Annotated in this window: 18 protein-coding genes and 1 tRNA gene; 6 read left to right on the top strand and 13 right to left on the bottom strand. The window is 66.7% G+C overall.

The window, feature by feature from the left end:
- Positions 1–29 precede the first annotated feature (29 nt).
- Positions 30–2,063: an excinuclease ABC subunit UvrB gene (gene uvrB / locus ABE487_RS03300; protein WP_346446736.1), complete on the bottom strand. Its 2,034-nt coding sequence runs from the start codon at positions 2,061–2,063 to the stop codon at positions 30–32.
- Between the two features lie 179 nt (positions 2,064–2,242).
- Between uvrB and ABE487_RS03295 the strand changes: the two genes are divergently transcribed.
- Together ABE487_RS03295 and ABE487_RS03290 are read left to right on the top strand one after the other, a co-directional pair.
- On the top strand, positions 2,243–2,770 hold the full coding sequence (locus ABE487_RS03295) for a GspH/FimT family pseudopilin (protein WP_346451088.1): 528 nt from the start codon (positions 2,243–2,245) through the stop codon (positions 2,768–2,770).
- 91 nt (positions 2,771–2,861) lie between these two features.
- Positions 2,862–2,938, top strand: a tRNA-Asn gene (locus ABE487_RS03290).
- Positions 2,939–3,061: 123 nt separating this feature from the next.
- On the opposite strand, the gene ABE487_RS03285 is transcribed toward ABE487_RS03290, so the two are convergent.
- From ABE487_RS03285 to ABE487_RS03260, 6 genes are read right to left on the bottom strand one after another with little or no spacing between them, the layout of a single operon-like run.
- A complete protein-coding gene (locus tag ABE487_RS03285; RefSeq protein ID WP_346451086.1) occupies positions 3,062–3,487 on the bottom strand; it encodes a type IV pilin protein in 426 nt (141 codons plus the stop codon).
- A gap of 2 nt (positions 3,488–3,489) precedes the next feature.
- Positions 3,490–7,149: a PilC/PilY family type IV pilus protein gene (locus tag ABE487_RS03280; RefSeq protein WP_346451085.1), complete on the bottom strand. Its 3,660-nt coding sequence runs from the start codon at positions 7,147–7,149 to the stop codon at positions 3,490–3,492.
- A gap of 3 nt (positions 7,150–7,152) precedes the next feature.
- Complete coding sequence (locus ABE487_RS03275; protein WP_346451083.1) at positions 7,153–7,713, bottom strand: PilX N-terminal domain-containing pilus assembly protein; 561 nt, start codon at positions 7,711–7,713, stop codon at positions 7,153–7,155.
- Positions 7,714–7,730: 17 nt separating this feature from the next.
- Positions 7,731–8,585, bottom strand: a complete 855-nt coding sequence (locus ABE487_RS03270; protein ID WP_346451081.1) for a prepilin-type N-terminal cleavage/methylation domain-containing protein — start codon at positions 8,583–8,585, stop codon at positions 7,731–7,733.
- On the bottom strand, positions 8,582–9,085 hold the full coding sequence (pilV, locus tag ABE487_RS03265) for a type IV pilus modification protein PilV (RefSeq protein ID WP_346451080.1): 504 nt from the start codon (positions 9,083–9,085) through the stop codon (positions 8,582–8,584). The genes ABE487_RS03270 and pilV overlap by 4 nt, the downstream gene beginning before the upstream one ends.
- Positions 9,076–9,603 (bottom strand): GspH/FimT family pseudopilin, encoded by a 528-nt coding sequence (locus ABE487_RS03260; RefSeq protein ID WP_346451079.1) that lies wholly within the window; start codon positions 9,601–9,603, stop codon positions 9,076–9,078. The genes pilV and ABE487_RS03260 overlap by 10 nt, the downstream gene beginning before the upstream one ends.
- A 147-nt stretch (positions 9,604–9,750) precedes the next feature.
- Between ABE487_RS03260 and ABE487_RS03255 the strand changes: the two genes are divergently transcribed.
- Positions 9,751–10,770: a histidine kinase gene (locus ABE487_RS03255; protein ID WP_346451078.1), complete on the top strand. Its 1,020-nt coding sequence runs from the start codon at positions 9,751–9,753 to the stop codon at positions 10,768–10,770.
- A gap of 24 nt (positions 10,771–10,794) precedes the next feature.
- Here ABE487_RS03255 and ppnN read toward each other — a convergent pair whose 3' ends face one another.
- The 5 genes from ppnN to grxD form a co-directional block, all read right to left on the bottom strand.
- Positions 10,795–12,183 (bottom strand): nucleotide 5'-monophosphate nucleosidase PpnN, encoded by a 1,389-nt coding sequence (gene ppnN, locus ABE487_RS03250; protein ID WP_346443148.1) that lies wholly within the window; start codon positions 12,181–12,183, stop codon positions 10,795–10,797.
- A gap of 108 nt (positions 12,184–12,291) precedes the next feature.
- Positions 12,292–15,537 (bottom strand): carboxypeptidase regulatory-like domain-containing protein, encoded by a 3,246-nt coding sequence (locus ABE487_RS03245; RefSeq protein WP_346452861.1) that lies wholly within the window; start codon positions 15,535–15,537, stop codon positions 12,292–12,294.
- A 259-nt stretch (positions 15,538–15,796) separates the two neighbouring features.
- Positions 15,797–16,396 (bottom strand): YhgN family NAAT transporter, encoded by a 600-nt coding sequence (locus ABE487_RS03240; protein ID WP_183426170.1) that lies wholly within the window; start codon positions 16,394–16,396, stop codon positions 15,797–15,799.
- Positions 16,393–17,151, bottom strand: coding sequence for an SDR family NAD(P)-dependent oxidoreductase (locus ABE487_RS03235; RefSeq protein WP_346451075.1), 759 nt, complete (start codon positions 17,149–17,151; stop codon positions 16,393–16,395). The genes ABE487_RS03240 and ABE487_RS03235 overlap by 4 nt, the downstream gene beginning before the upstream one ends.
- A complete protein-coding gene (grxD, locus tag ABE487_RS03230) occupies positions 17,148–17,468 on the bottom strand; it encodes a Grx4 family monothiol glutaredoxin (RefSeq protein ID WP_241945631.1) in 321 nt (106 codons plus the stop codon). The genes ABE487_RS03235 and grxD overlap by 4 nt, the downstream gene beginning before the upstream one ends.
- 116 nt (positions 17,469–17,584) lie before the next feature.
- Here grxD and ABE487_RS03225 point away from each other — a divergent pair, with 116 nt between their 5' ends.
- A complete protein-coding gene (locus ABE487_RS03225) occupies positions 17,585–18,172 on the top strand; it encodes a Fe-Mn family superoxide dismutase (protein ID WP_346451073.1) in 588 nt (195 codons plus the stop codon).
- Between the two features lie 76 nt (positions 18,173–18,248).
- The gene (locus tag ABE487_RS03220; protein WP_346443157.1) at positions 18,249–19,190 is read left to right on the top strand and encodes a DMT family transporter; all 942 of its coding nucleotides are present in this window, start codon (positions 18,249–18,251) and stop codon (positions 19,188–19,190) included.
- On the opposite strand, the gene ABE487_RS03215 is transcribed toward ABE487_RS03220, so the two are convergent.
- Positions 19,180–20,274 carry a sensor domain-containing diguanylate cyclase gene (locus ABE487_RS03215; protein WP_346451072.1) on the bottom strand — a complete coding sequence of 365 codons (1,095 nt, stop codon included), beginning with the start codon at positions 20,272–20,274 and terminating at the stop codon, positions 19,180–19,182. The genes ABE487_RS03220 and ABE487_RS03215 overlap by 11 nt on opposite strands.
- Before the next feature lie 192 nt (positions 20,275–20,466).
- Between ABE487_RS03215 and ABE487_RS03210 the strand changes: the two genes are divergently transcribed.
- The gene (locus ABE487_RS03210; RefSeq protein ID WP_346443160.1) at positions 20,467–20,688 is read left to right on the top strand and encodes an RNA-binding S4 domain-containing protein; all 222 of its coding nucleotides are present in this window, start codon (positions 20,467–20,469) and stop codon (positions 20,686–20,688) included.
- The last annotated feature ends 47 nt before the right edge of the window (positions 20,689–20,735 follow it).

The following is a 20,735-nucleotide window of genomic DNA, read 5'->3' as shown; positions in this document are numbered from 1 at the left end:
GGCAGCCGCACAGCGGACCCGCAGGCGGCTCACTGGATCAGGCTGGCGGCCTTGATCTTCTGGATCTGGTCGCGGATGCGCCCGGCCTCCTCGAACTCGAGGTCGCGCGCATGCTGGTACATCTGCTGCTCGAGCGACTTGAGCTTGGCTGCGAGCTTGTCGGGCGACAGCGCCGCGTAGTGCTCGACAGGTTCGGCGACCTTGCGGCTCTTGCCGCGGCCCTTCTTCTCGAGCTCGGGTTCGGCGCGTGCGCCTTCCATGATATCGACGATCGCGCGGGCGACCGAGCGCGGCGTGATGCCGTGCTCGGCGTTGTACTCGACCTGCTTCTGGCGTCGGCGGTCGGTCTCGTCGAGTGCGGTCTGCATCGAGTTGGTGATGCGATCGGCATACAGGATGGCCTTGCCGCGCAGGTTACGGGCGGCGCGGCCGATCGTCTGGATCAGCGAGCCGCCCGAACGCAGGAAGCCCTCCTTGTCGGCATCGAGGATCGCGACCAGCGACACCTCGGGCATGTCCAGGCCCTCGCGCAAAAGGTTGATGCCCACCAGCACGTCGAACTTGCCCAACCGCAGATCGCGGATGATCTCCACCCGCTCGACAGTGTCGATGTCCGAGTGCAGATAGCGCACCTTGACGTCGTGTTCGCTCAGGTACTCGGTCAGGTTCTCAGCCATGCGCTTGGTCAGCGTCGTGATCAGCACCCGGTCGCCCATCGCCACGCGCTCGCGGATCTCGCCGAGCACGTCGTCGACCTGGGTCGCGACCGGCCGGATCTCGACCACTGGGTCGATCAGGCCAGTCGGGCGCACGACCAGTTCCACCACCTGGCCTTGCGACTTCTCCATCTCGTAGCTGCCGGGCGTGGCCGAGACGAAGATCGCCCGCGGCGAGCGCCCTTCCCACTCCTCGAACTTCAGCGGCCGGTTGTCCAACGCCGAGGGCAGCCGGAAACCGAAGTTCACCAAGGTCTCCTTGCGCGAACGGTCGCCCTTGTACATCGCCCCGATCTGCGGGACGGTGACATGCGACTCGTCGATGACCAGCAGCGCATCGGGCGGCAAGTAGTCGAACAGGCACGGCGGCGCCTCGCCGGGCATGCGCCCGGTCAGATGGCGCGAGTAGTTCTCCACGCCATTGCAGTAGCCGACCTCGGCCATCATCTCCAGGTCGAACTGGGTGCGCTGCTGCAACCGCTGCGCCTCCACCAGCTTGTTCTCAGCGTAGAACTGCTCCAACCGCGGCGGCAACTCGGCCTTGATCGCCTCGATCGCGTCGAGCGTCGTGCGCCGCGTGGTCACGTAGTGCGACTTGGGATAGATCGTGTAGCGCTGCAGAGTGCGCCGGGTCTCGCCGGTCAGCGGGTCGAACTGGGTGATGCGTTCGATCTCGCCGTCGAACAACTCGATGCGCAATGCCTCGGCATCGGACTCGGCCGGGTGCACGTCGATCGTCTCGCCGCGCACGCGGTAGGTGCCGCGGCGCAGCTCGTGGTCGTTGCGGCTGTACTGCATCTCGGTCAGCCGCCGGATCAGCTCGCGCTGGTCGATGCGCTCGCCGCGCACCATGTGCAGCACCATCCGGAAGTACTCGTTCGGATCGCCCAGGCCGTAGATCGCCGAGACCGTGCACACGATGATCGCATCGCGACGCTCGAGCAGCGCCTTGGTCGCCGACAGCCGCATCTGCTCGATGTGCTCGTTCACCGAGCTGTCCTTCTCGATGTAGGTGTCCGACGACGGCACGTAGGCTTCGGGCTGGTAGTAGTCGTAATAGCTGACGAAGTACTCGACCGCGTTGTGCGGGAAGAACGATTTGAACTCGCCGTAGAGCTGCGCCGCCAGCGTCTTGTTGGGCGCCATCACCAGGGTCGGCTTCTGCACCCGCTGGATCACGTTGGCAATGGTGTAGGTCTTGCCCGAGCCGGTCACGCCAAGCAGCGTCTGATGCGCCAAACCGGCCTCGAAGCCCTCGACCAGTTGCTCGATCGCATGCGGCTGGTCGCCCGCCGGCTGGTACGGCGAGACGAGCTGGAAGCCGGCGGGTTGGATGGCGTCGTTCATGGCGTCTGCGATGCGAAGGAGCACTTGAAATGGGGGCGACCACCGCTGGCGACAACCGTCACCACGGGAACCTCCGACGATAGCAGCCGGAGGTTTCCGACCCGTGGAGGCGGCCTGCACCGAGCGAAGCCGCAACCCGGACTGCCCATGCTGATCGCTCCCGTTCAGGAGGATCGGCCATGCACCGCGAACGCGGCGTCACCTTGCTCGAACTGATGTGCGCGGTCGGCGTGCTGCTGGTACTCGCACTAGTCGCAGTGCCCGCCTTTGCGCAGGCAGTGGCGGCCTACCGCGCGATATCGGCTGCCGAGCACCTCAGGGCCGACCTGGCCCTGGCCCGCAGTGCCGCCGTCACCGGCGGCAAGAGCGTCGTCGTCTGCCCGCGCACCGAGGACAACCGATGCCGCGACGACGGCATCTGGACACTGGGCTGGGTAGTGCTGCGGGACCCGGACCGCGATCTCGCCGCCGACGCCGACCACGACCTGCTGCGCATCGCCAGGCCGCCGGGGCTGGCGACCGGCGCCCTCGCCTTCGATGCCAACCGCCCCTTCGTGCGCTACCGGCCCGACGGCCGCAGCGTCGGGACCAACCTCACCGTCACCGTCTGCAGCGCCGGCCGCGTCCAGCGCCGGCTCATCGTCAACAATGTCGGGCGTGTGCGGACCGAACGCCGCCCGGACGCGGTCCCATGCGGCATGGGCTGACGACCTCGTCCTCCCGCACCCGTCCCGGCTGTGCCACGCCTCCTCGGGAGCGCTTGACCTCCCGCGACGAACCCTTAAACTACGCGTCCCCGCCCGAATAGCTCAGCCGGTTAGAGCACTTGACTGTTAATCAGGGGGTCGTTGGTTCGAGTCCAACTTCGGGCGCCAAATTCGAAAAGGCCTGTGCAATGCACAGGCCTTTTTCTTTGGCCGCCTTGCTGGCCACGAGCGCTGGACGGAGCGAACGTGTCGCTGGAACGTACGGCTACGTCTGCCCGCAGCGCCTTGCACTCACCAGCAACCAGCCGTCGTCGGCGTTCGCGCGCCGGTGTTAGTGATGCTCAGAATGCCGCAACGTGTATCTTGGGACTGAGGCCCTTGCGGCTCGGCACTCAGCTTGTAAGTGCGAGCGGTCACCTCAGAGAGCTTGATCTTGTAGAAGTCGGCCGTCCCGCTGTCGCATGCGAAGGCAGCCGGTGCCCCAGCCGCGTTGTAGGCGAGCTTACTGGTATAGAAGCGCTCCATCTCCTGAACGGCCTGCATCAGGCACGCGGCGCCTCCGGCGCGGCGCGTCTTGACGATGTGCTCGCGATAGCTGGGAAACGCAATCGCGGCCAGGATGCCGATGATCGCGACCACGATCATCAGCTCGATCAGCGAGAAACCGGTTTGCGCGCGACGGTGCGCGTGCCAGCGGACGAAGAACGCGTGCGTCATCGTTAGTCTCCTCGGATCTCGCGCCACGATACGCGATCCCAGCGGGGACGCGAGGTGCCGAGCGTGCGCAGGTCGGACCCGCCTGTCCCCCCGACGACAAGACGACCACGCAGCAGGTTGGGGAGCGTCGGCATGCCGACGCCGGGATTAACCGAGCCGACGGGCAGACGGTTGCTGCCAGACACCACGGCGGCATCGTCTGTCTGCCCGTCGCCATCGAGGTCGAAATACGAGCCGCCGGCGCTGGTGCCGGTAAATGCGTCGAGCGCGTTGATGAAGCCCGAGCCATCAGCGTCGCAAGCGTTACCCGATGGCATCACACTGGCCGTGACCAGGAACGAGGACACGATCTGCGCATCCTGGACGATCCGCTCGCCGCTGCCAGGCAGGTCGATGTACCACCCCTTCGCGTTGGCCGGCAGCGCGCTGCGGGCCTCGAAGGCGCGCGCCGCCAAGCCGCTGACGGTCGTGCTCTGGACAGTGATGGTGCGTCGCGTCAGATCAGCACGCGTGGGCGGCGTCGTGGGATCGTCGTCGATGAGGCCGTAGAGCGTCTGCACCGCAGTATTGCGGACATCCGCATCCTCGGTCGTCAGGTAGCGTCCGGTGCCGAAGAACACCCAGCGCTTGCGCGTCGTCGGATTGGTGGTCACGGTCGGCGCACCGGTGATCGGCTGCGCGGTTCCATTGGCATCCTGCGCAGTGAACAGCCGCTTGGCGCTCCACAGTGTCGAATTGCTGCTCGTCAGATCGAACTTCCACACGTTGCCGAGCATGTCGCCCGCGTAGACATAAGCGAGCGTTTGGCCATCTGCACCATAGACGCCGACTGGCGCCGACAGCCCGTTTGGCGTCTGAGTCGACCCGACACCGGTATCGATCTGCCGAATGATCTCTCCGGTTTCGACATTGAGCACGATCAGAACGGCCTTCTCACGCGAACTGTTGACGCCATTGCCCAGCACCGCGGCAACCCGACCACCGGCGACCTTCGACAGCAACGGTTTCCCCATGACCAGTCCCATGTTGCCGTCGCTGCCGGTCGTGGTGTCCCTCAACTCCCACTTGTAGACACTCGTTGCGGTTGCGGCTCTCGGCGCGCTCACGTCGAGTGCGAACACACCCTTGCCGCCGCGACCCAGCGCGCCGATCAACAGATTCTTGCCCGGCGTCAGTGTCCGCGATGTCACCGAAACCGGTCCGTCAACGAAGTAGCGGTGCGTGTAATCGGGTCGGCTCAGCGTCGACAAGGCGGAGATATCGATGATGCCGGGAACGTAGGCGAACAGTTCCTGCCCGTTGGCCGCATCGAACGCGTGCAGCATGCCGTCGTTCGCACCAACATACAGCGTATTGGTGTCTCCCACATAGGCGGGCGACGAACCGACGATATCGCCGAGAATCGACGCACGGTTGCGCAGCGTACCGCCGTTGCGTTCCTCCAGGATCGATTGCCCCTTGAGATAATTGGCGTTGTTCTCACCGGTGACGGGATAACTCGACGGGCCGCCTCCACGCGCGAGCGCCGTGACCTGTGCGGTGCTGGGGAAGGTCGCGCCCGCGCTTCCGCTGACGGTGAAGATCTTGCGCGAGGCCCAGGCCGGGAGTGTCGACGTCCAGCTGACCGCGTTCGCGACGCCGGTCTGCGTCACGGTACGCGCGGTCACCGCACCCGTCCACGTGCCGGACACGTAACTGGCATTGAAAACCTGCGAGCCGGTGTCGAGCGAAACCGAATTAGACGTGACGTTGGAGAACGAGCTCGTACGCTGCGAAATCGCAGCGAGCGCGCCCTGGAGGCCGGCGCTGAACTCCTCGGGATTGGACGCAGCGACGAACGCTCCGCGGCCGTTGACCGCTGCATGCAGCAGGTCGTCGATGCGGTCAGCATCTTCATGATCCGTCGGATCTTCCCAGGTGGCGTCCGACGGCACCGCCCCGACGCTCGACCAAGGCTTGTCGCCATTGAGGCCGATGGAGATGCCGAACGTCACCATGTGCTGCCAGAACGCAGGATTGGCAGAGTTGGTCGGGACATTGTTGGCAAGGTCCGTCCGCAGATCCGCCTTCCAGTAACGCATCGCCACGTCGGCCAGCGTGTCCGAGTAGCCGTCCATGTAGGGCGCGCTTGGGCTGTAGCGGTAGCTTTGGTTGTTGCTGCCGCTGATGGTCGAACCGGCGGTGCCGTCCTGATTGCCGACCTTGACGCTGTAATTGTTGCTGGTGTCGTTCCAGTAGCCGTCCGTGGTGAGGATCGCGAAGTTCTGGCGACACGAGAACTGCCCGGATGTCGCCTGCGGACCGTAAGGACCCTGCGCGTCCGTGCGGCTGAAGTACCGGCCGGCCGAGTCGAGTGCGCCGTGCAGCGGCGTGCCATTGTAGGCAATCACGTTCTGCAGCCGGGAATACCACGTCGAGCGCGAGGTCGTTGCCGAGGTGCCCTGCCCCCCGGGATTGTCGACGAAGCGCCCGTCATTGCCGTCGGTGACCGGGATGTCGAAGCTGTTGCGGTCCCAGATCGTGCGAAATCCCACGCGGACGCGGCTGTCGAGGTCAGCGAATGCTTCCGACGCCCCTGCTTTCGCGGCCTTCATCCGCGTCCGGTGATAGGAGAACCAGGTGGCATAATTCGTCTGCTCGGCCGCAATGGTGCGGCCTGTGGGCGTTGCGGATTGACAATTGATCCAATCCCGCGGGCCCGTCCCCGACGAACACCGGTTGTTGTTACTGGTCACGGCGCTGAGCGTGACATTATTGAAGTTGCTGTAGGCATTGACGACGACATGGTAGGTCCCGCCGCCGGCTGGTGGGTTGAACGTGCAGCTCTCGTTGTTGCCGCTCGCGTAAGGTCTGCAATCGTAGTTCCACGAGGTCGGTTGGGCGTTGAGGCGAACATAAAGATCGGCGTCGCCCCAGCCGCCACTGATCGCGATGGTGAGCGCGGTGGTGCCCGCCGGAACGACAACGGTGTAGGACAGTGCCTGCTCGCGGTTCGCAGACAGGCCCGACACCGGATATCCGGCCACATTACCAGTGCTCGACGACACCGCACCGTACTCGCTGCGCACGACATCGTCGCCGCTGATCTGGTAGCGGTAGTAGTTCTCGCCGTTGTTCAGGTACGACGCCTCCGTTCTCGACGCGTCCTTCGGCACATAGAACGTCTGCATGCCACCGCACACCTGCGTGCCGCCCCAAGAGAGTTCGTCGTTGGTGGAGTTGCTGTTGCGGTTGTAGCGTCGGCAGCTTGAGGCATTGGCGAGGTTGATGGTGTTTCCGCCGACCAGATTGAAGCTGCCATAGACCGCGCTGAAACTCGTGCCGCCGCTCATGCGCGTCCCGTCCGCCTGACGCCACGGCAGATAGGTGATGGCGGGGTTGTAGGACAACGAATTGCGCGTGTACGCACTGTTGGAGACGTCGGGCGTCGAAGTGCTCGGCGGGTTGTCGGGCATCGTCTCGAACGCCATCGACCCCGAATCGTCGAGAATGAAGAGGATGTTCGGCGCGACGCGGCTGGCAGTGGTCAACGGATCGTCGGGAATGGTGATGCCCGCACTGGCAGGCAATGCCAGCAACGTCACCAGACACGCGACCGGGCCAGACCACCAACGATGCTGCGAGGCTGTTGCGCGGCGACGGATAGGAGGGGAGACGAGCATGCTTCAGGCTCCCGGCTGCGGAATGCGGCTGACGACGTTGGCCTGCAACACGACTTGCGCGCGCCCCTCAGCCTGGCTTCTGGCGGTGATGCGAAAGATCGGACTGAGGCAGTCAAGCGGCACAGGAACCACCTCGCAGCTGCCCTGGTAACCGGGGCCGGTGCCTAGATACTCGATCCAGTACTCCGGCTGCGACACCAGGCCCTCGCCGTTGAACGCGCCGGTAGGTACCGGCTTCCAGACAGCCTCGGAGCCTGTGGGACACACCCCCAGGTTGGCGCAGTGCGCGGCGGTCGGCACGATGCTGGCCCAGGTCAGGTTGGGCGCCAACGCATCGGGCGCGACGTCGAGCACATTCTGCTGGGCATAGCGCAAGGCGGCCTCGGCCGCCTCGAACGCGAGCGAGCGGTCGCGGGTGTTCGCACTCATGCGCTCCTGCAGCGTGGCGCTGCGCAGGATCGCGATGCCCAACAGCGCGGTGATGACCAACAGCACCATCACCACGATCAGAGAAATACCGCGCTCCGAAGCGCGGCCGGACGCAAGGCGGACACCTGGCGGCATCCATCGTCCTGAAAGTGTCATAGGGTTCTCCCGCGCACGCTGATCACGCTCGACGCACGCCGTAGCAGCGGACTGCCATCGACGGCCGCGCCCTGCAGCACCAGCTCGACCCGGACTGCGATCACGTTCGCGAAATTCGGCGTCGTCGAGTAGATGCCGGTGCTGCTGTCCAGATACGAGAACGCGACCGATTGCACGCCCTCGATCACTTCCTCGGAAGCGCCGCTACCGCGCTTGACGAACAGCGACGGCTTGTTGTTGGCGTTGTTGGCGACAGACCAGGTGACGTCGCGAAACCGGGCCAGTGCCACCGTCGCGAGCGACGCATAGGGATCGGCCGCGGGATCATATCCGGACGGCAGCGCGGCAAAACTGATGTCCTGGTCCCCGACGGCGGTCGCGGTGACCACGAAGGTCTTGCGCGCGTTGCAGAGCAGCAAGACGTCGCCCGTGCTGAACACTTTGGACGCCTTGGTGAGCTGGCCGGGGGCCAGCGTCAGGCTGGTGGCCGACGCGGACGCAATCTTGTACGCAGCATCCTCACCCGATGCGACCCGCAACGTGCTGGCACTGCCCGTGATCGGCGTGTCGCGGAACAACAGCGCGTTGCTGTTGGAGCTGGCGATTTCCGATGCGCTCGAACAGGCCGAACCCCCGGCGGCACGGATATCGCGTGCGATCAGGTCCAGCGCGATCCGCGCATTCTCCTGGATCCGGTTCAGATCCTCGTTGGCGGTGTAGCTGCGCTGGTTGGACAGGAAGATGGCGAACGCGGCACCGACGACCAGCAAGCCCAGCACCATGGCGATCATCAGCTCGACCAGCGCCATACCCGCGGCGCGGTTGCGCGCCTGGAAACCGGCGCCGGTCATAGCCGTGTCACCGTTTTGACCTGACGCTGTGCATTGCCACGGGCGCGCGAGTCGTCCCATTGCACAACGACCGAGCAGGCCTCCGGGCAACCGCTGATGCTGGCGCAGGTGGTGTCGTCCAGCGCCGCGGCCGCCGTGCCGCCAGTTGCGCTGGCCGCACCGGCGCCGACCGTGGTCTTGAGCGCGATCATCCAGTCGCGCAAGTCCCGCTGGGCCAAGGTGCCAGCCTCGGTCGGAACATCACACCGCATCGCCATGTTGTAGCTACTGGCTTGCGAGACGTTCGCGCGCATCGCCTCGATGATGGAATTGGTCTGCACCACCGCCATGCTGCTCTCCAACGAGCTCTGGCCCGCCCGCATCGCGACCGCCTGCAGCGCCGCGGTCCCGAGCAGGCCGATGCCCAGCACGACGACGGCGACCAGCACCTCGATCAGGCTCACACCGCGCTGGCCGCGTGGCGGCGTCAGGGTGCGTCGTGGGTATCCGGTCAGGCGCATTGTCCCTTCCCATCCTTGCTGCTGCTGCGGGCGCTTCCGCTGACGTTGATGGTGATCACGCGCTGGTTGCTCGAGGGGTTCGTGGTCGGCATGCACACAGTCAGCGACGATGCCGCCGCCAGCAGCCCCGAGGGCCGGAACACGACGCCATTGGCCGGGCCGCTGATCTGGAGGCTCTCCGGCGCGACCAGCGTGCGCAGCACCTCGGGCTTCGCGCCGCTTTCGTCGATGACGAGCCAGCCGGACCACCCCGCGGCCTTGGTGCAGGTCGCCCCGTCGGCAGTGCCGCACAGCTTGACCTGGACATTGCGGCGGACAGCCTCCGAGCGCGCGAACTGCACGGCGGCCACCAGCTCGCTCGATGCGCTCGACAGCCGGTTGGCATTGATCAGGCCGGTCATCGACGGTACGGCGACGGCCGACAGGATCGCGAGCACCGCGACCGTCACCATCAGTTCGACCAGCGAGAACCCGCCCGCTCCGATGCGCCCCTGCGGGCGGCGTCCACCACTGCGCATAGCATCCCCCATCCGATCGGCCGCACACTAAAGGGCGTCAGGTCTGGATGCCAGCGGCGGCCGACGGATGGTCACTGCTGCGCCCCGAACGGTCGCGTCGGCGCCGTTTGCGGCACGATGGCGGTCCCGCCCCGCCCCTCAGCCGCCATGCCTGCGCCCCGGCTCCACCCACTGCTCGCCCTGTTCACCGCGCCCGTGCTGGTCGCCGTGGTGCTGTCGAGCCAGGCGCTGGCGGCGATGCTCAGCCTCGCCCGGCCGCTGGATGCCGACTGGCCGATCCGGTTCGGGCTCACGTCGTTGGCGGTGTTGTGGATTGTGCTGGTGCTGCTCGGCACGGTACGGCTCGCACGCCCGCTGTTGCTGCGTCTGCCGCCCCAGGCCTGGTCCTGGGCGATGCTCGCGCTGCTGGTGGCGGTCGCCTCGACTGTCGCCTGGGCGGGCTGGCAGCTCGCCGGCGGACCGATGGCGTCCGAGTCGCCGCTGCGGTTTCTGGCGCGGGTCGTGGCGCTGGCGGCGATCGCGGGGCTGCTGGCGCTGCTGATCTACCAGAACTATTGGCGGGCGCTGCAGTCGTCGGCCCGCGCCGATGCCGCCGAGCTCGAGCTGCTGCGCGCACGTCTGCATCCGCATTTCCTCTTCAACACCCTCAACACCGGCGCCGCGCTGGTCCACGACCGCCCGGAGGAAGCCGAGCGCCTGCTGCTCGATCTGGCCGACCTGTTCCGCGCGGCCTTCAGCGGCCCGGGTGTGATCCCGCTCTCGGAAGAACTGGCGCTCGTGCGGCGCTATCTGGAGATCGAGTCGCTGCGCTTCGGCAACCGGCTGGAGGTGCGCTGGACGCTACCCGAGGCGATGGACATGGTTGCGGCCACCCCCGTCCCGGCGCTGGCGATCCAGCCGCTGGTGGAGAACGCGATCAAGCACGGCGTCGAGCCGCGCCTGGAAGGCGGCATGGTCGAGATCACGGTGTCGATACAGCCGGGCCGGGTCACGATCCGGATCGGCAATCCGCTCGCAGCGCAGACACAGGCCGCATCGAGCGGCCACGGGATCGGGCTGGACGCAGTGCGCGCGCGGCTCACCGCGCTCACACCCGGAGCCACGCTGGTGACCCGCCCCGAGGCCGACGGCTTCAGTGCGACGGTCACGCTGCCGACCGGCACCTGAGGCGCCGGTCGGCAGCCGCCGGGATCAGGCGATGACTTCGTAGCAGGGGCGGTACTCGCCGGAGATCTTCATGCGCCGCTGCTCGACGAACGCGCGCAGCAGCGCGTCGAGCGACTGCATGATGTCGCGGTCGCCGTGGATCTGGAAGGGGCCGTACTCTTCGACCCGGCGCAGGCCGTCTTCCTTGACGTTGCCGGCGACGATCCCTGAGAACGCGCGGCGCAGGTCCGCCGCCAGCTCATGCGGGCGCCGGCCGTGGTGCAGGTCGAGCGCGGCCATCGCCTCGTGGGTCGGCACGAACGGACGCTGCAGGTCCAGCGGAATCGTCAGCGACCAGTTGAAGTAGAACGAATCCTTGTGCGCGACCCGGTACTCCTTGACCTTGCGGATGCCGGCCGACATGCGCTTGGCGACCTTCTCGGGGTCGGCGACGATGATCTCGTAGCGCGACGCGGCCTCTTCGCCCAGCGTCAGGCGGATGAACTGATCGATCTGCTCGAAGTACGGCGCCGACGCCGTCGGCCCGGTCAGGATGAACGGGAACGGGATATCGCGGTTCTCTTCCTGCAGCAGCAGGCCCAGCAGGTAGAGGATCTCTTCGGCGGTGCCCACGCCGCCGGGGAACACGATGATGCCGTGGCCCAGGCGCACGAACGACTCGAGGCGCTTCTCGATGTCGGGCATGATCACCAGCTGGTTGACGATCGGATTGGGCGACTCGGCGGCGATGATGCCCGGCTCGGTGATGCCGATGTAGCGCGCCGGGTACTGGCGCTGTTTGGCGTGGGCGACGTTGGCGCCTTTCATCGGGCCCTTCATCGCACCCGGGCCGCAGCCGGTGCAGATGTCCATGCCACGCAGGCCAAGCTGGTAGCCGACCAGCTTGGTGTAGTCGTACTCGGCGCGGCTGATCGAGTGGCCGCCCCAGCACACCACCATGTTCGGGTCGCCGGGCTGCAGCAGGCGCGCATTGCGCAGCAGGCCGAACACCGCGTTGGTGATGCCCGATGACGACTCGAGATCGGCCGCGTACTCGGGCCCGAGCTCGATTGCGGTGTAGGCCAGGTCGCGGACCACCGCAAACAGCAGCTCGGCCACGCCGAGGATGATCTGGCCGTCGACGAAGGCCATGCCGGGCGCGTTGATCAGCTCGATCCGGATGCCGCGGTCCTGCTGCAGCACCTGGATGTCGAAATCGGGGTACAGCTCCTGCGCCGCGCGCGGGTCGTCGGAGGCGCTGCCGCTGGTCAGCACCGCCAGGGCGCAGCGCCGCAGCAGGTCGTGCATGCCGCCGCTGGAGGCGTCCTTCAGGCGCGCGACCTCGTCGCGCGACAGCACATCCAGCCCACCGCGCGGGTACACGTAGGCATTCACCACCGGCAGCGCCGTCGCCGCCACATTCGTCTCGCTCATCTGCTTCTTCTTCGGCTTTTTTTTAGGGGTGCGGCACTGTAGCGCAGCCGCCCGGACAAACGGAAACGGCCGGGTTTCCCCGGCCGTTCCGTTCAAGCGAGGCTTCGGTCAGAAGCGGTACTTGATCCCCAGCATCACCGACCAGCGCGACACTGCAGTGTTGCCCTTGTCGTTGTTGTTCTCCTGGATACCCGGCTCGGTCGCACCCGTGAAGTTGTACACGTACTTACCGGTGTCGGGATCGATACCAGCGTAGTTGGCGACGCGGCTGGTTGCGTTGAAGCCGTAGTCCTCGATCAGACCCCAGTCCTTGTTGATCAGGTTGCCGATATTCATGATATCGAGCGACAGCTCGGTCTTGTGGCCGCGGAAGAAGCCCGGCAGCTCCTGACTGATCCGCACGTCGAAGCTGTTGGTCCACTTGGTCCTGAACGCGTTGGCCGGCGCAATGCCGCCCTGGTACTTGGCCAGGTCGGGACGCTGGGCGAGCCAGTCGAAGAACTGTTGTTCCATCGCAGCACCGCCCGTCCACAACACATCGCCCGGGCCATTGGGCACGTAGAACAGGTCGTTGAAGTAACCCGCCTGGTTCGTGCGGGCCGGATCGCCGTCGCCGTTGGCATCGTTGTAGAAGATGTAGCTGAAGGGACGACCGCTACGGCCATCGTAGAACATCGACACGCGCGTCTTGTAGTCGCCGAAGAATGCCTTCTGCCAGTGCAGCTGACCGGTGAAGCGGTCACGCAGCGCATAACGAGAATCGTAGGCCACGTTCTCGTTGACCACGCCGATGGTGGTGTTGCCCCAGTTGGACGTGTTCTGCGAGCTGGTCATCGAGCTGACTTCGGTCGCACGGGTGTAGGTGTAGAACAGCGACCAGCCCCAGTTCTCAATCAGCGGCTTGTCCAAGCCCACCGTGAACTGCTGGCTGCTGCCCTTGTCCGTATTGCGAATCAGCAGCACGTCGCCGATTCCGTCGGGCCGGTTGGCCTTGGTGGCAGCGCCCTTGCTACCGGGGTCGATACCGAAGCGACCCGCGTTGGCAGGATCCAGGCCGGCCGCATTCCAGAAGATCGGACGTCCATCCTGACCGTAGGCGGTCGGGCCATTGCCGTTGCCGTCGTACAGATCCAGGCGCTCGACGAAAATCCCGTCATTGACGCGCGTGAACAGCGCTTCGGCCGACGCGACGATGCCGTACCACGGCGTTTCGTGGTCGAACGCCAGGTTCGCCTTCCACACGGACGGCAGCTTGAAGCCCGGCTCGATGATATCGACATTGGCACGAGCATTGCCTGCCGTGCAGTTGCTCGGTACGTTCGGCGTGGGGCTGCCCGAGAACACCGGCGCTTGAGCGTTGTTGCAGGTGTACTCGATATAGTTCAGGCCCGTGTTCTGGTAGGCGCCCGCCAACCACACGTTCGGAGCCGCGCCACCGAACAAGCCGACGCCGCCGCGCAACTGGGTCGGACGATCGCTGTCGAAGGTGTAGTTGAAGCCGAAGCGCGGCTGCACGAGCTTGCTGTCGGGCACATAGGTATTGTCATACCCGTAGATGTCCTGGATCAATGGGTTGCGCAGACGCTGCTCGCTGTAGTCGGGCAGATCGACGCGCACGCCGAACATCAAATTCAGGTTGTAATTGATCGCCCAAGTGTCCTGCAGGAACACGCCGGTGTTCTTCAGCGTGAACTCTGCCGGGACATCGGAGACGCTACCGCCTGCACGCGGCGCACGCACGCTGTACGACGAAGGGGTGCCCGCCTGGAACGCGGCCAAAGTCCTGAAGGAGTAGGAGCCGTTGAGGTTGCGGCCGTAGAAGTTCATCAGATCATTGTCCTGATGATCCACGCCGAACTTGACCGTATGATCGCCTGCGTACCAGGTCGCGGCACCGAACAGGCTCAGTTCCTTGCTCTCGACGATGTTGACGTGGCTGTTGACCTCCGTGCCCAAATAGACCGAGGCATTGTTCGGACCAAAGCCCTGGATCTGCATCGACGGCAGATTCGAGTTGGTCGAGCGGACCGAGGAGTAGTCCTTGTAGGACACCTTGAACTCGGTGGAGAAGTTGTCGCTCCAGTCGCTGAAGAGCTCGCCCATGACGGTCTCGTAGGTCTTGGGCTGCGCATACCAGTAACTGCTCAGCGAGACCGTGTTGTTGCCCAGACCGGGGAAGCGCGCGACGCTCTGCTCCATCTTGTTGTAGCGGATCGCGGCACGATGGTTCTCGTTGATGTTCCAGTCGAGCTTGAGCGCGTACTCCTCGATCTCGGTCTCGCTGTCGCCGGGCGAAGAAAGCCCGCCCGCGTCGAATCCGTAACGATTCGAGGCCGCAACGATGCTAGCAATGTCAGCATCGGTGATTTCCCCACGGCCGTAGGGCGTGTCGGAGAGGCTGGCGCCCGGCGCGGTGCGCGTGTACTTCTCGTAGTTACCGAAGAAGAACAACTTGTCCTTGACGATGGGTCCGCCGAAGGTGAACCCATAGGTCTCTTCCTTGTCGAAGCCGTTGAAGATTTCGCCGCGCAGATCTTTGCGCACCCAATCCTTGTCACGGAAGGTGTAGTACACCGTGCCGCTGTAGTTATTGGTGCCCGAGCGCGTCACCGCATTGATGACGGCGCCGGTGCCACCGAAGATCGTGGTGTCGTAGTTGGCCAGGTCGATGTTGATTTCCTGGATCGCGTCCATCGAGACCGGCTGGCGCTCGGTCGGGAAGTTGTTCGGCTCCAGTCCGAAAGGATCGCTGGCCCCGATGCCATCGATACGGATCGCGTTGTAGCGGGTGTTCTGACCGCCTGCCGAGATCGCGCCGTCGGCCTTGCTGGTCTGCGCGATACGCGGGTCGAGGCGGATGTAGTCCTGCATGTTGCGGTTGGCCGACGGGAGCGCTTCGATGCTCTCGCGCGTCACGTTGGTTCCGGTGCCCATCTTGTTGGCACTGAAGACTTCCGAACCGCCGCCGATCGCGGTGGCCACCACGCGATCGAGATTGGTGACGTCGCCGCCAAGCGCCGCATTGACCGTGTTGACCTGGTTGAGGTTGAGGTACACGTTGTCTTCGGTGCGCGTGCCCTCGCCCGCCTTGGTGATCGTGATCGTGTACGGACCGCCGACGCGCAGGCCGCGCGCGTTGTAGCGGCCGCTGGCATCGGTGGTGGCGCGGCTGACCGTGCCCGACTCGGTGTGGACGATGGTCACTTCGGCGCCCGTGACGGGCTGGCCGCCGGCGCCCGTGACCTGTCCGCCGACGCCGGCGGAGGTGCTCTGCGCGAACGCAGGGGCGGCGGCAAGTGCGACGATCAGGCCAAGCGACAGTTTCGAAAGTCGGGCGCGATTCGGGTGTTTCATGGGTGGTTAGCCTCGATGCGTGGATAGCGGCGCGCACCTTGCGGCGCGGCGACGGTCAGGTCGGTAAGCGAGTGGGGTCCCCTGCCACGGCGCGCGCTACCGCGCGAGTGGTTAAGAACAGGTTAACACGGTAGTCGGGTTCGGTGACAGTGCCATGACACCGGACGCGCCGCGCAACCAGCTGAATCCGTTGGCTTTTCTCCGGGCACGGTGCGACGCACCGGACCGCCCGTCGCGATCCGGTCACATCGCCGATGCCTCAGACTGCCGGCGCGTCGCGCAGGAAGCCGACGATGCCGTCGAGCAGCATCTGCACCGAGATCGCCACCAGCAGCATGCCCATCAGCCGCTCCAGGGCGGTCAGCGCGCGGGCGCCGAGCAGCTTGTAGAGGTAGGTGGCCGAGAACAGGATCGCGGCGGTCGCGCCCCAGGCGATCAACAGCGCCAGGCTCCATTCGCCCAGCCGGTCGGGCTCGTTGCTGCCCATCAGCATCACCGCGGCCATGCCCGAGGGGCCGGCGACCAGCGGGATCGCCATCGGCACGATGAAGGGTTCGCCATCGGGGATCTCGCCCATCAGTCCGCCTGTGGGCGGGAAGATCATGCGGATGCCGATCAGGAACAGCACGATGCCGCCGGCGATCGCGACCGACTCCTGGCGCAGGTGCATGATCTCCAGCGCGTACTTGCCGCCCCACAGGAACAGCATCAGCACCAGCAGCGCGATCAGCAGTTCGCGCGCGAGCACCACGCGCTGACGCTGCGGCGTGAGCCGCCGCAGCATGCTCAGGAACACCGGGATGTTGCCCAGCGGATCGAGAATCAGGAACAGCAGCAGTGCTGCCGAAGCGACGGTCATGCCGCGACTCCGTCGGGCGACCAGACCTGACCGCGATGGGCGGCGCCGGCCGCCGACAGCAAGGTGACGCAATGTGGCGCAACCCGCGCTGGATCCTGCGCCAGCCGGTCGTCTTCCTCGACGTGCGCGCGGCTGCGCAGGCCGGTGCGCATCGGCGGCGGAGACAGGCCGCTGACACGCACCGCAGAATTGGCGAGCTCGGCATGGAGCATGCGCACCAGCGTCTCCAGTCCGGCCTGGGCGACGCCGTAGCCGCCCCAGTAGGCGCCGCCGGTGCGGGCCGGCGGGTCGATCGCGAACACCACCGCGCTGTCGGCCGCCCGGCGCAGCAACGGCAGGCAGGCCTGGGTCAGCCACCAGCGCGCGGTCAGGTTGACGTGCAGCGCGCGCGCGAACGCCGCCGGATCGGTGTGCTCGAGCGGGGTCAGGCCCGAGAACTGGGCCGCCACGTGCAGCACGCCGTCCAGGCGACCGGTGTCGGCCTCGATGCGCTCGGCCATCTGCGCATAGTCGTCGGGCCCCGCGCCCTCGAGATCGAGCGGATACAGCGCCGGCGGCTGCCCATGCGCCTGCAGCCGGTCGTGCAACCGGTTCAGCCGCGGCACCTTGCGCCCGAGCAGCACCAGCGAAGCCCCGGCCTGGGCGCATGCCGTCGCCGCGGCCTCGCCCAGGCCGCCGTGGGCGCCGACGATCAGGATCGTGCGCCCGGCGAGCCCGGCCGGGCGCACCGGAATATCCAGCACCGGCGCGCTCACGGCTTCAGCACCTCGGCCAGGATGCGGGCCAGTTCGCCCGATTCGTGCAGTTCCAGGGTGATGTCGCAGCCGCCGATCAGCTCGCCGTGGACGAACAGTTGCGGGAATGTCGGCCAGTTCGAGAACCGGGGCAGGTTGGCGCGAATCTCCGGCTCCTCGAGCACGTTGATGGTGCGAAAATCGCGCGCCCCGGCCGCGGCCAGGGCCTCGGCCGTGCGCGCAGAATGGCCGCACATCGGGAACTGCGGGGTCCCTTTCATGAACAGCACGACGGCATGGCCGTCGATTTCGGCCTGGATGCGTTCGAGGATCGACACGAGGCGACTCCGAAAGGGGCGCGTCGCCAGCGGTGGCAGCGACGGTCGGGGTTAGAATCCGCTCATTCTATCGCGTCGCACCCGACGCCATCGCCCCACGGAGATTTCCGCGCCCCATGCCTGTCGAATTCGCCGCACTGCCCTACGATCGCACCGCGCTCGAACCGCACCTGTCCGGCGAGACGCTGGACCAGCATCACGGCCGGCATCAACTCGCGCACATCGAGCGCGTCAACGCACTGGTGGCGGGCACCGATCTGGCCGAGGCCTCCTTGGAGGCGATCGTGCGCAAGGCGCATGGCGAGCTGTTCGACCATGCCGCCCAGGCGTGGAACAACGCCTTCTACTGGCATTCGCTCAAGCCCGCAGCAGCCGGCGGCGGCGCGCCCAAGGGCAAGCTGGCCGAGGCGATCGCCCGCGACTTCGGCGATGTCGCCACGCTGCGCAGTCGCTTCGACACCCTGGCTCAGCGCCACTTCGGTGCCGGCTGGGCGTGGCTGCTCCAGCGCCGCGACGGCCGGCTGGGGCTGGCGGTCACCGCCAATGCGGCGACGCCGCTCACCGGCGACGACACGCCGCTGCTGGCCGCCTCGCTGTGGGAACACGCCTGGTATCTCGATTACCGCGACAACCGCCAGCGCTATCTCGACGCGTTCTGGCAGCTCGTCAGCTGGGACAGTGTCGCAGCGCGATTGCGCGGCTAGCCACACCACCCCGCCGCCAGCGCCTTCCGCTCGCGGACAACTCGCGGATAATGCGCCTCCTTGCCGAGACGCCCCGATGACACCCACCGCCAGAGCCCAGTGGCAGATCCACCTGTGTGTGTTGCTGTGGGGCTTTACCGCGATTCTCGGCAAGCTGATCAGCCTGCCCGCACTGCCGCTGGTGTGGTGGCGGATGCTGCTGGTCGCCGGCACCTTGCTGTTGCTGCCCCGGGTCTGGCGCGGGCTGCGCGCGCTGCCCGGCCGCCTGCTGCTGGCCTATTCGGGCGTCGGCGCGCTGGTCGCGCTGCATTGGCTGACCTTCTACGGCGCGGTCAAGCTGGCGAACGCGTCGGTCGCGGCCACCTGCATGGCATTGGCGACGGTGTTCGTGGCACTGATCGAACCGCTGGTGGCGCGCAGCCGCTTTTCCTGGCGCGAGCTGGCTCTGGGCCTGGCGGTGCTGCCCGGCGTGGCGCTCGTCGTGGGCGGCGTGCCGGACGGCATGCGGATGGGCATCGCGGTCGGTGCCCTGTCGGCGCTGTTCGTGGCGTGCTTTGGCGCGATGAACAAGCGCCTGGTCGAACGCGCCGACCCGCTCACGGTCACCGCACTCGAACTGGGCGCCGGCACGTTGACGCTGACCGTCCTCGCGCCGCTGATGCCGCTGCTGTTTCCGGCGTTCGCCGGCAGCCTGCTGACCCTGCCCGGCGCCCGCGACGGGGCCTGGCTGCTGCTACTGGCCTTCGCCTGCACCCTGTTGCCGTTCGCGCTGTCGCTGGTCGCGCTGCGCCACATGAGCGCGTTTGCCGCGCAACTGGCGGTCAATCTCGAGCCGGTCTATGCGATCGCGCTGGCGATCGTGCTGCTGGGCGAACAGCGCGAGCTCGCGCCGGGCTTCTACGCCGGGGTCGCGATCATCCTGGCGGCCGTGCTGGTGTATCCGGTCCTCGCGCGCCCGCGGCGGATCGTGCATGCCGAGAACATCGGCACCGGCGAGGCGAAATCGATCACCCGCTGAGTGCGCCTGCGCTGGCCGGGCGTGCGCAGACCCGGTTGCGGCCGCTGCGCTTGGCCTGATACAGCGCAGCATCGGCGCGCGACAACAGCGCGGCGGCATCGTCGGCGGCCGCGAGATCGGCCACACCGATGCTGACCGTCAGGGCGAACGGAGACCGCATCGCCGCGACCGAGGCGCGCATCGCGTCGCAGACTTCGACCGCCTGGCTCAGGCTGCATCCGGGCAGCAGGCGGACGAACTCCTCGCCGCCGAGCCGTGCGATGCGACCGCGCGCCGCCTCGGTTTCGCGCAGCAGCGCGCCGAGCAGTTGCAGCACGCGATCGCCCTCGGCATGGCCGTGCGCATCGTTGATCGCCTTGAAATGGTCGATGTCCACAACTGCGATCGACAGTGGCGCGCGCTGCGCACGCGCCTGCCCGATCGCCTGTTCGAGCGTGCAGGAGAAGCCGCGCCGATTGGCCAGCCCGGTCAGCGGGTCGGTGGTCGATTGCTCGGCCAGGTCTGCGTTCTGCAGTTCCAGCGCCTGCTGGTATTGCAGCAATTGCTGCTCGTACCAGGCCCGCTCCTGGAGTTGCAGATGCAGCGCACCGCTGACGCGGTGCAATTCCATCAACCGCGACGCCTGGCGCGAGAGCGCCTCGAGCGCTTCGCGCTGGGTGTCGTCGAGCTGCCGCGGATGGGAATCGACGATGCACAGCGCCCCCAGCGCATGTCCGTCGGCCGAACGCAACGGCGCGCCGGCATAGAAGCGCACGCCCGGGGCACCGGTGACCATCGGCAGGTGGCGAAACCGCACATCCCGTGTCGCGTCCTCCACCACCAGGGTCTGGTCGGGCGTCAGGATCGTCTGCGCGCAGAAGGACTCGTCACGCGGGGTCTCGACCGCGTCGAAGCCGGTGACCGCCTTGACCCACTGCCGGTCCCGGTCGACCAGGGTGATCGCAGCGATCGGCGCGTCGCAGATCGCCGCGGCGACCCGCACCAGGTCGTCGTAGGCCGCCTCGCGCGGCGTATCGAGAATGCGATAGGCATCGAGCGCCGCCTGGCGCTCGGCCTCGTTCACCGGCCGGTCGGGGCGCATCATCGTGCAGTTGGCCTGGCGCAGTGGGCGCGAGCAACGGACATCAGGAACTCCAGCGTTGCGGTGCCAGCACCCTAGCGCAGGCCGCGCACGCCGATGTCGACGGCTGCCGACGATGTGACCGCCCGCACGGAACCCGGCACTCGCAGGAGGACGCACTGACCGAGATAATGGCCGCCCGCCCGGAGGATCAAGATGCCCGCACCCGTCGAATTCCAGCTCGAAGGCGAGCACGTCGAACTCAACCAGTTGCTCAAGCTCGAGGGGCTGTGCGAGAGCGGCGGCGCGGGCAAGGCCCTGGTCGCCAGCGGCGCGGTGCGCGTGGACGGCGCGGTCGAGCTGCGCAAGACCTGCAAGATCCGCGCAGGCCAGACGGTGCGGGTAGGCGAGCACACGATCCGCGTGATCGCGGCCTGATCGCACGCGATCGACCACGCAGCACCCGCGCCGTCGCCGGCGCGGGT

This window comes from Luteimonas sp. TWI596 (assembly GCF_039674105.1).
In the GTDB taxonomy this organism is placed as follows: Bacteria; Pseudomonadota; Gammaproteobacteria; order Xanthomonadales; family Xanthomonadaceae; genus Luteimonas.
This window is presented reverse-complemented; position numbering and strand designations above follow the sequence as displayed.